At 39.8% G+C, this 13,879-nt stretch carries 7 protein-coding genes; all 7 read right to left on the bottom strand.

Annotation, left to right across the window (positions count from 1 at the left end):
* Position 1: 1 nt before the first annotated feature.
* Positions 2-1,162 (bottom strand): aldose epimerase family protein, encoded by a 1,161-nt coding sequence (locus ACR1PN_RS00850; protein ID WP_433978465.1) that lies wholly within the window; start codon positions 1,160-1,162, stop codon positions 2-4.
* A 20-nt stretch (positions 1,163-1,182) separates the two neighbouring features.
* Positions 1,183-2,679: an L-arabinose isomerase gene (gene araA / locus ACR1PN_RS00845; RefSeq protein ID WP_433978464.1), complete on the bottom strand. Its 1,497-nt coding sequence runs from the start codon at positions 2,677-2,679 to the stop codon at positions 1,183-1,185.
* 187 nt (positions 2,680-2,866) lie between these two features.
* A complete protein-coding gene (locus ACR1PN_RS00840) occupies positions 2,867-3,565 on the bottom strand; it encodes an L-ribulose-5-phosphate 4-epimerase (protein WP_378173294.1) in 699 nt (232 codons plus the stop codon).
* 379 nt (positions 3,566-3,944) lie between these two features.
* Entirely contained in the window at positions 3,945-5,642 is a 1,698-nt protein-coding gene (locus tag ACR1PN_RS00835) for a ribulokinase (RefSeq protein ID WP_433978463.1), read from the bottom strand.
* A 220-nt stretch (positions 5,643-5,862) separates the two neighbouring features.
* A complete protein-coding gene (locus ACR1PN_RS00830) occupies positions 5,863-7,845 on the bottom strand; it encodes an alpha-L-arabinofuranosidase C-terminal domain-containing protein (protein WP_433978462.1) in 1,983 nt (660 codons plus the stop codon).
* A gap of 217 nt (positions 7,846-8,062) precedes the next feature.
* Positions 8,063-10,690 carry a beta-glucosidase H gene (locus ACR1PN_RS00825; protein WP_433978461.1) on the bottom strand — a complete coding sequence of 876 codons (2,628 nt, stop codon included), beginning with the start codon at positions 10,688-10,690 and terminating at the stop codon, positions 8,063-8,065.
* Between the two features lie 190 nt (positions 10,691-10,880).
* A complete protein-coding gene (locus ACR1PN_RS00820; protein ID WP_433978460.1) occupies positions 10,881-13,625 on the bottom strand; it encodes a T9SS type A sorting domain-containing protein in 2,745 nt (914 codons plus the stop codon).
* Positions 13,626-13,879: the final 254 nt, after the last annotated feature.

The following is a 13,879-nucleotide window of genomic DNA, read 5'->3' as shown; positions in this document are numbered from 1 at the left end:
TTTATTGTTTAACTGAGAATTTGTAAATTGTTTTCGACTGGTATTTTTGTCCCGGCTTCAGTTCTGTAGAAGGGAAAGAAGCCTGGTTTGGAGAATCCGGAAAATGTTGTGTTTCTAAACAAAAGCCTGTTCTGAATTCATTTTTTCCGCCAGTCTTTGTATCAAATTTTCCATCCAAAAAGTTTCCGGAATAGAACTGAACGCCCGGTTCATCGGTCAAAACTTCCATTACTCTTCCTGATTCAGGATGATAAACTTTGGCAATGCTTCTCAATCCGCTTCCGTTCAGAATCCAGTTGTGGTCGTAGCCTTTTCCTTTTTTCAGTTGGTCGTCATCTGCATTGATATCTTTTCCAATTGCTTTTGAAGCTGTGAAATCGAATACACTTCCCTTCACCACTTTTTGCTCACCTGTAGGAATTAGAGTTTCATTAACTGGTGTAAATTTATCCGCATTAATCTGCAATTCGTGGTCAAGAATGGTTTTTGAGAAATTCCCTGAAAGATTGAAATACGAATGCTGAGTCAAATTCACCACAGTCGGTTTATCGGTTTCCGCTTCGTAAGAAATTTCCAAAGCATTATCATCTGTCAAAGTATACAGAACGGTTGTCGTTAATTTTCCCGGATAACCTTCTTCACCGTCAGCGCTGGTGTAAGTCAGTTTCAAAGTCGGGAATTTTGCATCTTTCACTGGTTCAATATTCCAGAATTTGGTGTGGAATCCTTCTTTTCCGCCGTGAAGACTGTTTGGCCCGTCGTTTTTGTCGATGTCATATGATTTGCCTTCCAAAGTAAATTTGGCATTGGCAATTCTGTTTCCGTAACGGCCAATCAATGCCCCGAAATAATATGGATTTCCGTTGAAATAATCTTCAGGCTTGGTAAATCCTAAAACGACATCTTCGTATTTTCCGTTCTTGTCGGGAGCGGTAAGTGAAGTGATAATTCCGCCGAAGTTAATGACTTCCAGCTTCATCCCGTTTTTGTTGGTTAAAGTATATTTTTTGATGGAATCGCCTTTTGACGTGACTCCGTAATCTGAAACCTGTATGTTTTCCATTGTTTCCGGTTGAGTTTTTGATTGATTTTCTTTTTTATTGCACCCGAAAATACATAAAACGGCAAAAAGAATTATCAGGTTGATACTTGTTTTTCTCATTTTTTAGAAGTTTTGCAAGTTTAACGATAATATATTTCATTCCAGCGAAGTGTTTTCTTAAAATCACGGATTTTCGTATCTTCATCAATAACAAGCGATTCGATACCTGCAATCTCTGCAAAATCTTCCAATTGTTCTACGCTGATGTTCTCACTATAACACGTGTGATGTGCTCCACCGGCCAAAATCCAGGCTTCAGCCGCCGTGTACAGGTCAGGAAGCGGTTTCCAAAGGACTCTCGCAACCGGAAGTTTTGGCAATTCTTCAGTGATTTCCAACGCTTTTGTTTTGTTGATTAACAGTCTGAAATGATTTCCGAAATCCATCAAAGCGGCATTTAAAGAATCGATATTTCCTCTTGAATTGAAAACCAGACGAACCGGGTCAGCTTTTCCGCCAATTCCTAATGGATGAATTTCACAAGATGGTTTGTCAATCGCCAAAACAGGGTCAACTTCCAACATATGCGAACCTAAAATCGAAGGATTTGAAGGATTTAAATGATACGTATAATCTTCCATAAAGGCATTTCCGCCTTCAAGGCCTTGTCCCATCGTTTTCATTGCACGAACCAAAGCGGCAGTTTTCCAATCACCTTCTCCGGCAAATCCGTAACCTTTTTCCATCAATCTCTGAACGGCAATTCCAGGCAATTGTTCCAAGCCGTGAAGGTCTTCGAAAGTATCGGAAAAACCTTTGAAATTTCCTTCTTTCAGGAATTTTTCCAAACCTAATTCAATTCTTGCGGCAACTTCCAGAGATTTTCTGTTTGAACCTCCCGAAAGAAGGGATTCTGCCATTTTGTATGAAGCTTCATATTCTTCAATCAATGTTTTGATTTCACCATCACCAATGGAATTGACAACGCTTACCAAATCCCCGATTCCCCAAGTATTGACTGAAAATCCGAATTTGGTTTCCGCTTCTACTTTATCGCCATCCGTAACGGCTACAAATCTCATATTGTCACCAAAACGGGCGAACTTCGCACCTTGCCAATCATCCCAACCTGCGGCAACTCTACTCCATTCTCCAATCTGTTTCTGAACTCTTTCTTCCGCCCAATGTCCTACAACGACTTTTCTGTTTTTGCGAAGACGGCTCACCATAAATCCGAATTCCCTGTCGCCGTGTGCAGCCTGATTCAGGTTCATAAAGTCCATATCCATCTTAGACCACGGAATATCCTGGTTGAACTGCGTGTGAAGATGCAACATTGGCTTTTGTAATGCGGTCAGTCCACGAATCCACATTTTTGCAGGTGAAAATGTGTGCATCCAGGTTACGATTCCGATACAATCTTTTGCAAAGTTGGCAGCTGTAAGTGTTTCAAAAATTTCTTCTGTTGTTTTTACGGTTGGCTTCAAAACCACTTTCACAGGAATCTGTGAAGAAGCGTTTAAAGCTTCCACGATTTTCGCTGAATGTTCCGCAACCTGCGCTAATGTTTCAGGACCGTATAAATGCTGGCTTCCGGTGATGAACCAGATTTCTTTCGTATTGAGAGGTGTTAACATAGTTATAAATGATGATTTATAAATGATTATTGATGTTTAGTTATATTTTTTAAGCTATTTAAATTGAATCCTTCGGATTCTGTAGGGTTTTGCAACTTTTTTCCATAGGTTTCACCTACGGCTACTGATATTGAACCCTTCGGGTTCGTAGTTTTCTATGGAACGATGACAATTGCCAAAAGCCAAACTACTGTCCATAATAGGCATTTTTACCGTGTTTCCGTTCGTAATGTTTTTTAATGAGTGAATCTTTCAAACGGGGTGCGTTCGGATTAATTTGCCTTGTGAGATAAGCCATCTCGGCGATAGTTTCTAGAACTTTGCTATTGTAAACGGCTTTTTCAGCATTTTTCCCCCACGTGAACGGCCCGTGATTTCCGATGAGCACCATTTCTACTTCTTCGTAAGACAAATCTTTTTCTTTGAAGCAATCCAGAATCTGGATTCCGGTGTTGTATTCGTAGTTTCCTTCGATTAAATCGTCTCGCATCGGCGGTGCGCAGGGAATATCTGTTGTCAGATGGTCTGCGTGCGTCGTTCCAAAAATTGGAATATCCAGTTGCGCCTGTGCCCAAGCTACGGAATAGATGGCGTGTGTATGAGAAATTCCGCCGATGTTATACCAGTTTTTGTAGAGATAAGCGTGGGTTTTAGTATCGGAAGATGGTCTTAAATTTCCTTCCACCACATTGGCATCGTAATCTAAAATCACGATGTCTTCCGGTTTCAGTAATTCGTAAGGAACACCGCTCGGTTTGATAGCAAATATTCCTTTGTCACGGTCAACGGCGCTCACATTTCCGAATGTGTAAACAACCAGCTTTAATGCATCGAGTTGCATATTGGCTTCGTAACATTCTCGTTTTAATTCTTTATAGATGCTCATTTTATTTGCATATTTTTTTGAAAATCTGTTTTTTATCCATAGGTTTCACCTACGGCTATTCATATTGAACCCTTCGGGTTCTCTCCTACGAATCAATCGCAGCCCGGCTTGAGCGGAGCTCTTTTTGTGTAGCATAGCGGAACAAAAAAGCGGGAGCGGAAGACGGATTAAGCTGCCATAATAATTTTAGTTGATGGTTTTTGGTTTTTAAATGATTGTAATTATTTAACAGGTCGCCTCTACGAGGCTCTCTTTGTGATGATAATATTTACATATTTGCTATTAACAGGGCGCTCCTACGGAGCTTTGTTTTTTTCATCACCGTTCTGGCTACTAACAGAGCGCTCCTACGGAGCTTTTCTGCTTTAACTTCTATCAACTATAAACTTTCAACCGTCAACTTTTTCTTTGATTTGATATTATTTTCGGTGAAATCTGCGAGAATCTGATACTGTTTCATAAATTCTGCATATTTTTCTACTTTTTCCACTTGTGGGAAATATTCTGCTTCGAAATCGGAACCCATTTTCTGGCTCGCTTCCTGAACAGTCGGGTAAATTCCCGCTGCAACAGCCGCATAAATAGCTGCGCCCAAAGCCGGAGCCTGGTCTGAAGCTGCCACTACAATCGGCATATTAAGAACGTTGGCCAACGTCTGCATAATGAAAGGGGATTTTCTGGCAACGCCACCAATTCCGATCACTTTTTCGATTTTTACGCCTTCTTCTTCGAAACGGTCAACGATTTTTTTAGCGCCAAAACAAATGGCATTCACCAAAGCTTTAAAAATATGCGGTGCCTTTGTTCCCAAGGAAAGGTTGCTGATTGCCATTTTCAGTTCCTGATTGGCATCTGGTGTTCTTCGTCCGTTAATCCAATCCAAGGCAACCGGAACCACCTCCGAAAGTGGAATTTTTTCCGCTTCCAAAGTGAGATTGCGAATAAGATTGTTATCTATTTCTTCTTTTAGCAACTGTTTTTGATTTTCATCAATGACATTGGAATTCATCAGAATATTGTGTGTAGGCCAGGTCAGAATGTCTTTGTACCACGCCAAAACATCACCAAATGCAGATTGCCCCGCTTCTAATCCCATCAAGCCCGGAATCACGGAACCATTGACCTGTCCGCAGATTCCTTTAACTGTTTTGTCGCCGATGATTTCGTTGGGAGCCACCATAATATCACAGGTTGACGTTCCCATAATTCTGATTAGTGTATTCTCCTCTACTTTTGCTCCCACCGCTCCGGAATGAGCGTCGAAAGTTCCGACAGCAATTACCGTATTTGTTGTTAAGCCCAATTTTGTTGCCCATTCTTCGTTCAGATTTCCGGCAACTTCATCGGACGTGTAGGTTTTATCGTACAGCCTGTCTCGAAGTTCTGCCAGTGAAGAATCCAGCTGACCGAGAAATTCTTTGGAAGGAAGTCCATCCCACGATTCGTGCCACATTGCTTTGTGACCGGCTGCACAACGGCTTCTTTTAAAAGACGCTAAATCCGCATTGTCGGAAAGTAAAAATGTGAGGTAATCGCAATGCTCTATCCAGCTGTATGCGGCATTTTTCACCGCTTCATCTTCTCTGTTGATGTGAAGAATTTTTGCCCAAAACCATTCGGAAGAATAGATTCCACCTTCAAATTTTGTATAATCTTCGCCGCCCCAGTTTCTTGCCAGATGATTGATTTCTTCGGCTTCATCAATGGAAGTATGGTCTTTCCACAACACCATCATTGCATTCGGATTTTCTGAAAATTCAGGCATAAGTGACAAGGCAATTCCATCCTTATTCACGGGAAGCGGTGACGAACCTGTCGTATCAATACAAATGCTGACGATATTTTCCGACGCAACGCCACTTTCTTTGACAACGGCTGAAATGGTTTTTTCCAAACCTTCGATGTGGTCGAGCGGATGCTGACGAAATTGGTTTTCTTCCGGCTTGCAGAACTTTCCTTCTTTCCATCTTTGGTAATAGCTTACGGAAGTTCCCAGTTCTGCCCCATTTTCCGTATCAATCAAAACGGCCCGAACAGAGTCTGTTCCGTAGTCTAAGCCGATAACGTATTTTTTCATTAACGAAAGTGATTTATTTTGATTATTTGTTTTTACCTCTTTTTAAAATAACCGATGCAATAGATTACATTCTACAAAGATTTTTCATTAAGTTTTCATTTACCTTAAAGAATTCTCCGGTTTTTTGTTTAAGAGTTAAAACAAATATAAGATTCTATTTTAAATAAATGTAATATTTACACTTAATTTTAAATTATCCTTTATTTATGGTATTTTGAAGCTATTTTATTTTCAAAATAACTAAAGAATTTGCCGGAATTTCAACAGAAATCTTTCCTTTTTTAATGGCCTGCGTTTCTTCTTTTGGTGTAATGGCTTCTGATTGGAAATTATTTTCATCGGAAAGTCCCGCAGAAGTCAGTACAATTTTGGTGAATTGACTGCCCATTTTACTATTTTCCGGATTGATTTCAACTGAGGTTTCCTGAGGATCAGCATTAACAATTTTAATGATGGTTTCTCCTTTTTTAAGATCACGAACCGCCGATGCATAGAGATTGTTCTCGCCTTTCAACGGTTTTCCGTTTTCGGAGATTTTAATTAAATCTGTTCCTTTGTTGTTGGAGAATAATTTCTGAACGTAATAATTCGGAGTAGCGTAAGATTTCAAATTATTGAACCAGATCAAATCCGGCGTCCATTGCCAACCGTCTGCGTGAGCGAAAAGCGGTGCGTAGGAAGTCATTGTCACGACATCTGCGTTGCGTTCCAATCCGGTCATAAAAGCGGCTTCCGAAAGTGCGGTCAGCCAATTGTTTTTATTGTCAGGTTTTACAACGCCAACCGATTGTGCGGCATATTCTCCGGCAAAAACTTTTGGTCCTCTTCGGTCGTATTTATCGTATCGATCTGCATTTTTTAAGAACCATTCCGGAGAATTGTAGTAATGTTCATCAACAATCTGAGCATTCAGTTTTTTAAGTTCTTTCCAGCCGTAATCGAAAAATTCGCCATCGGGAGACGGTCCGCTTCCGGAAATGATTTTGATATCGGGATATTTGGCGTGAATCGCTTTTTCAAAAACTTTGTAGCGTTCAATGTAATCTGCACCCCATTGCTCATTTCCAACACCGATGAATTTCATATTAAAAGGTTTTGGATGTCCCATTTCAGCACGAATTTTTCCCCATTTCGTATTGGAATCACCGTTTGCAAATTCAATCAGATCCAAAGCGTCCTGAACGTAAGGATCCAAATCTTCCATTTTTACAAGTTCGGCTGTATTGAACTGGCAAGCCATTCCACAGCTTAAAATCGGAAGTGGTTCTGCGCCTAGATCTTCCGCCAACTGAAAATATTCAAAAAAGCCAAGCCCGAAAGATTGCCAGTAATCCGGCGTGAGACGATGGGCGAATCCGTTGTTCCATTTATTGATAAGATTTTCGCGGTCTTCCACTTTACCAATCGTCTTTTTCCATTGATATCGCTCTGCTAAGGTTCTTCCTTCGACGATACATCCACCAGGAAAACGTAAAAATCCGGGTTGTAAATCATATAATTTTTGAACCAAATCTTTTCGCATTCCACCTTTTCTGCCTTTCCAGGTGTCTTGAGGAAACAATGAAATCATATCCATATTCACAACGCCTTTCCCGGTAAAAGTGATTTGAAGCTTTGCTTTTTCAACGGTTTTGGAAGGTACAAAAACAGCATTGTATTTTTGCCAGCCTCCACCTTTTATGATGGTAGATACTGAGGAAATCACTGTTCCGTTTTCATCCATCAGACTTGTATTGATGACAGAAATATTGCCTGACACATTTTCCAGATTGAAGCTTAAATCATATTTCTCTCCTTGATGCAGACCGATTCCTCTGAAACCTTCATTTTCCAGCACATAATTTTTATCATTCCAGACCGTGATTCTTGCGTAGTTTTTATTGGTTTTGGATTTGTCTGTTATAATTGTTAAAAAACCGGAATCTAAATTGGGAGACAATGTTTTTGTGTTGGGTTGTTTCCAGCCGGTTAAAGGTTCGTCGAACTCGAAGCTGCGGTTTTTAATCAGTTCAGCATACAATCCACCGTCTGCCGCAAAGTTGATGTCCTCGAAGAAAATCCCGTACATCGTTGGCTGGATTTTGATGTTGGTAGAAGTTCCGTCCAAATCGAGGAAATGGGTTTTGATAGTTTTATTTTGGGCTGAAAAGAAGGCTACGCTTAAAGAAAATGCGGTTGCAAATATTTTAGATCTTGTTTTCATTGATTAATTTTTGAACAGTTTTTAACCACAAAAGGCACAAAAGATTTTAGTACTTTAATTTTTAAGCTTAATAATTGATATAAAAAGAACACATAAGCTTAAAAAATCTTTGATTTTTTATTTTGCAGACTTTTGAGATATAATTATATTTTGTCTTTTTTAATTCTCCCGAATCTTCGATTTGTGTTTAATTAAAATTTAGTTTTAATAGCAAAGATTAGTTTATTTTCAATTGAAGGCTTTTCAAACCTGTTTCATCAGAAGTTCCGCCGTAGAAAATGGTGTAGTCTCCTGCTTTCGGAGCCAAATCATCTACTTTTTCATCATAAAATGTAAATGAATCTTTAGAAATCGTTAATTGAATATTTTTTGTTTCCTTAGATTTAATTAAAACCCTTTCAAAAGCTCTCAAAGTCTTTACTGGTGCCGAAGAATCATTATTTCTTTTTACATATACCTGAATCACTTCCTCACCGTCTCTTTCCGAATTATTGGTAACTGGAACTGTAATCGTCAGATTTTCATTAGAATTAATGGTGCTTTTGGCCAGCTTAGCATTTCCGTAAACAAATTTTGAATAACTCAACCCGTGACCGAAAGCGTATAATGGCTTTTCAGTCATATAACGGTAGGTTCTTCCGACCATATCGTAGTTTTCAAAACCCTGATGTTTGCTGGTTTTAGACAAATTATTGTCAAGCTGTTCCAGATTTTTATAGAATGTAATCGGTAATCTTCCTGATGGATTGTAATCTCCCGCCAAAACGTCTGCAACGGCAGTTCCGCCGGATTGTCCACCATACCAAGCGCTAATCAAAGCATCATAATTTTTTTCATCCTGCGCTAAACCTAATGAACTTCCTGTACACAGAACAAAAACAACTGGTTTTCCTGTTTTTCTTAGTTCAGTCAGCAATTCGCGTTGAACTTTTGGTAGATCGATAGACGTTTTATCGCCGCCTTTGAAACCTTCTGCATTTACCATCATTTCTTCACCTTCCAGACTTGGAGAAAGTCCGCCTGCGAAGACAATAATGTCCGCATCTCTCACTTTTTCCTTTACGGCAGCAAAATTAACAGGATCTTTTCTGTACACGTCAAAAGTGATGCTTACATATTTCCCTTTTTGGGTGTGACGTAATTCTATGTTATACTCTTTCCCTTTTTCCATTTTCACAGGAAATTCTGAAGGATGTCTTGCATCGGGACCTTTTCTGGTGGCGATTTCTTTTCCGTCAACAAAAAGCGTGTAAACATCTGATGTTGATGGTGAAAGAATCACATCGCCGGAGTAATTGCTTTTGAAAACGCCGGAAATAATAGCCGATGTATTTTCTCTTCCGACATTCGGGGCAAGCTGAGTTCCGCCAAAACTGTTGTAATTGATTCCGCTTTTATTTACAGAAACATTAGCGGGAGTTCCTTTGAATTCATTATTGTTAAAAAAGGTAACTTTCATTCCTTTTTCACCATTCTTCTGGCTTAAAAAGTTTTGGTAAAGCGAAGTTCTGGAAGACGGATCGGCAACTTCAGTTCCTTTTTCATAAATGATTTCTGCGTTTGGAAATTTGGTTTTGATTCCGTCCAAAATCGTTACGATGGAAGAAGGTGTTCCGTTGTAATTTCCCAATTGCATCAGTCCGTCATCAGCATTTGGACCTACAACTGCGATTTTTTTGATATTTTTATTTAAAGGCAAAACATTATTCTCATTTTTCATCAGAACAATAGATTTCTGAGCCATTTTTAAAGCCTGTTTTTTATGCTCTTCAGAATCCACAACTGAATATGGAATGGAATTCCAGTGAACGGAAGATTTTGGGTCGAGCATTCCCAATTCAAACCAACCTTTCAGAATTCTTCGCATCGAAACATCGAGGTCTTTTTCTGTGATTAAACCGCTTGCGAGAGATTTGTTTAAATTATTATATGTATCGCCACACTCCAGATCTGTAGAATGTTTCAAAGCATCTGCGGCGGTACTTTTTTCGTCAGGATGCGTTCCGTGATATTGTTTCTGGTAGAAATCTGCCAAAGCCCAGCAATCAGAAACAACCATTCCATCGTAGTTCCATTTTCCACGGAGAATTTCTGTCAGCAAAGTATTATTGGCGCAGCAAGGCTGTCCGTCGAATGCATTATACGCGCACATCACTTCCCTTACATTTCCTTCCAGAACCAATGCTTTGAAAGCCGGAAGATAGGTTTCATACAAATCTCTTTTTGAAACTTCGGCGTTGTAAGAATGACGGTTCCATTCCGGACCGCTATGAACGGCAAAATGTTTGGCGCAGGCGTGCGTTTTAAAATATTTCGGATCGTTTCCCTGCAAACCTTTTACGGCTGCAACGCCTAAAACTGATGTCAAATAAGGATCTTCACCATAGGTTTCCTGACCTCTTCCCCATCTCGGATCGCGGAAAATATTGATATTCGGCGTCCAGAAGGTAAGACCTTCGTAACGTCCGGTTTTTTGAGATTCATCAAAAGATCTATTGTATTTTGCACGGGCTTCGTCGGAAATCATTTCAAACGTTTTGAGATGTTCCGGGACATCCCAAGTCGCTGCCATTCCGATTGCCTGCGGAAAAACCGTTGATGTTCCTGCTCTTGCAACACCGTGAAGTGCCTCGTTCCACCAACCGTAACCGGGAATATCCAGTCTCGGAACTGCTTTGGAATTGTCCATCATCATCCCGATTTTTTCATCAACGGTTAGTAATCCGAGAAGATTTTCGATTCTTTGTTCAACAGGAAGTTTGGGGTTTTGGAAAGGGTATTTAAAAGTTTGTGCGGATGAAAAGGCACAAATTAGTATTGACAGAGAGAAAAAAAGTTTTTTCATGGGATAAAATTTTTTTAGATCAATTTTATTGTGGAATCACTATAAAATGATATTTCAATTCGGTAAAAGCAAATATATCATAATATAATTAATAAATGTATAATTAACACTTAATTTGTTTAATTTTTTATACCTAAAAAGCCACCAGAAAAAATCTGATGGCTTAATCTGTTGATGAAAAATCAAATCTTTATTTTTTGATTAACTTATGCACAGATGTATTTCCTGCAACCGTTACTTCTACGAAATACAGACCTGAAGGCAGATTTGATGCTTCAATTTTGTTTTTTCCTGAAGAAAGCTCTCTTTTCGAAATAATCATACTTCCTTTCGCATCGTAAACTGTGTAGAAAGCGTTACCTTTTTTAACATCAATGAAAAACTCGGTCTTAACAGGATTTGGATATACCTGTACCTCATCAGCATTAACTGCAGATTCTGAGGTGGCCAAAGTAGCAAAACTCAACGGTAAAAATACTGCAGTATACGGATTTCCTTCTGTAATATATCCCTGGAAAGGATCAATCATTGGTTCGCTCCCTGCAACCACTTTGTAAAATCCGGTCACGTTGTTTTCTGTTTTTAAAACATACGCCCCTGCATAAACTTTAATTTGGTGATAAACGCCATTCACCTGGTTTACCGTAATCGCTTTTGGGGTTGATACAGATCCGGTTCCTGTGAAAGTGACCGTTCCTGTCGCTGCGATTAACACCGGAGTATTGGCCGGAATCATTCCTGTTATCGGTGAACATGCCACACTGCCTGAGCCGGGAATCATCGTGTAAGCCGTTACATTCGCCGGAACTGCTGCCTGAAATGGCAATAAAACAACTCCGTAGCCGTTGAAATTTCTGGTGTAGGTTGCCGAAGCCGCCGTAAAATCAAACGGAACCTGGAAATCTTTGCCCTGATCTGAAAGCGTCAGTGTCGTGCAGTTTGTTCCTGAAATGACATTGGTATTGGTGTTTGCCACACTGTTGTTGACGTAAAAAATACTGTTCTTGTTCTCAGAACCAGCGATCCAGCTTGAAGTTGGCGTGATGCCGGTAACCGTACGGAAATCTAATGAAGTATACTGGTTGTTTTCCATCGCATCCAAAAGACTGCTGTCTGTCTCAGTATATGCTCCGGTAAATTTTGCCGCTCTTTCATTTCCGACATTAAAATACACATCACCCAGGTTTAAGGTTAAAATAGAACTGTAATTTCCGCTTCTTAAACCTAAAATTCCTTTACATCCGAACGGAAGCGTTGCTCTAGAAAGATCAAAGACCAGATTAAAGCTTCCGGATCCTGGTGCTGGCAAATTCACACTTCCATAATTGTAATTTCTTACCACATTGTCATTATCAACATAATACAATGTGGTATTTGATGATGACTGACCAAGCGTTGTCGTATAACTTAAAACATTTAAAACCAATTTATTATAACGGTCATTCAAAGCAATATATCCGTTTGCCGCCGTCATATTTTGGCTGAAAAGCGGTGTCGAATTGTAAAACGTCACTGTCTGCCCCGAAATCTGGTGTGCTGTACCAAAGGCCGGATTTGTCGTTGCTAAAGTTTCAATTTTGTTGTAATGAATTTCAGTTCCGGTCATGTTAGAAGCAGGTCGGTCGCCACTTTTCGTAAACACAAAAGTCATTACACTAGACGGTGCCACAGACACCTGCGGTCTGAATGTATCGGTAGTAAAGGTCAGCGGCGCCGACGTCATATTCTGTGTTTGAGAAGTAGTAATGCTGTTCGCAGAATTGGTATAAAAAGGAAGATCCACCTTAAGATTATAAGTGTTTGAGGAGGAATTTATTACCATTAACGTCACCTGATTTCCATCCAGAGAAATATAGGAAGAACCTTCCAGACTGCCTGTTGCCACTTCCCATTTGGTATCAATTCTGTTTTTGTTGGTGGTGGTTTTAGCATATTGAGATAAAATGTAACCTCGTTTGGTCATTTCACCTGCAACGGTTCCGTTTGTACCATCCCCCATCATTCCATAATATCTTTTGGATGCATAATGTACCCATGCATTCACATTTCCGAGCATCGCATTGTTGACCGCTCTCGCAAAAGAAAAACCATCAATCGACCAGCTGAAATCACGTGCGGGAACACTTGTATTAGAGTTCCAGTTGATCAGATATTCTGTCTGCCAAATCTGTTTATTATTCGCCTGAAACTGCTTATACACCGACTGCATACTTCCATATTGGTGTCCGCCATAAACTTCAAAATTGGCCATGGTTGCCGTATTTAAAAATGCATTGGCAAAATTATCTGTAAAACCAACACTTTCTGGAGCGATGACATTACAGTTGATGAGCTGCCCGTAATCCCTTACAAAATTTGCGATCTGTGTCGGTGTCCAGATGCAGCCCGCGTATTGCGCCATTTCGTCCGGCTCGTTTTGAATTGAAATATAATCCAGCGCCACGCCATTATTTGCAAGATAGGTTACAAAACTGTTCAAATGTAAAGCGTAATCCTGATAATGTTCAGGTTTCAGATAGCCGATCTGCTGCACACCATTAGCATCCGTAAAAACGGCATTTGAATGGTTATTTGTTTTCCATGCTGCAGGCATTGTCCAGGGACTTGCGAAAACGATCAGTCCCATTGCCTTTGCCTGTTGAGCAGTTGCTAAAACCTGCGGCCAGTCCGCTTGATTTTCAGGAATATATAACCTCAAAATATTGTATCCTGCGTCGGTTGCGCCGGTTCCCCAAAGTTTTTGAATCTCCGCCGGAGTCATGTGATTGTATGCAAACTGCGGACTACATACGAAACCACCATAGCCGGTCACTTTTTGATACACAATATTTTTGTCGATTTTTACTTTTGCAGGCAACGCTGTCTGTGCATCTGCAAATTGAGTACAGGTGATGCCTAGCGCCAGAGCAAGCATCCGGTTTAAAATTTTTCTCATAATGTTCTAGTTTTAATTTTGATAATTTTCAGTAAAGTTTGGATAATACAATCCCCTTCAAGACAGTTTATGATTAAAAACCATCAAGAAAATACCCTGAAAAGTTTCAGGCAGCTATCGTAAATAAGGTTATACTACAAGATCCTTAGCTCTTTCCTGTACATTATTTTGTTGAAAAACGATACTTAGAATTTAGAGGTGAAATAGATTAATGTTTCATAGGCAAAACGTAGATTATTATTAATATTCTGATG

This window comes from Chryseobacterium sp. RLHN22, assembly GCF_051011795.1.
Lineage (GTDB): Bacteria > Bacteroidota > Bacteroidia > Flavobacteriales > Weeksellaceae > Chryseobacterium > Chryseobacterium zhengzhouense.
Note: the sequence above shows the minus strand (reverse complement) of the source record. Positions and strands in the feature narration are given on the sequence as shown.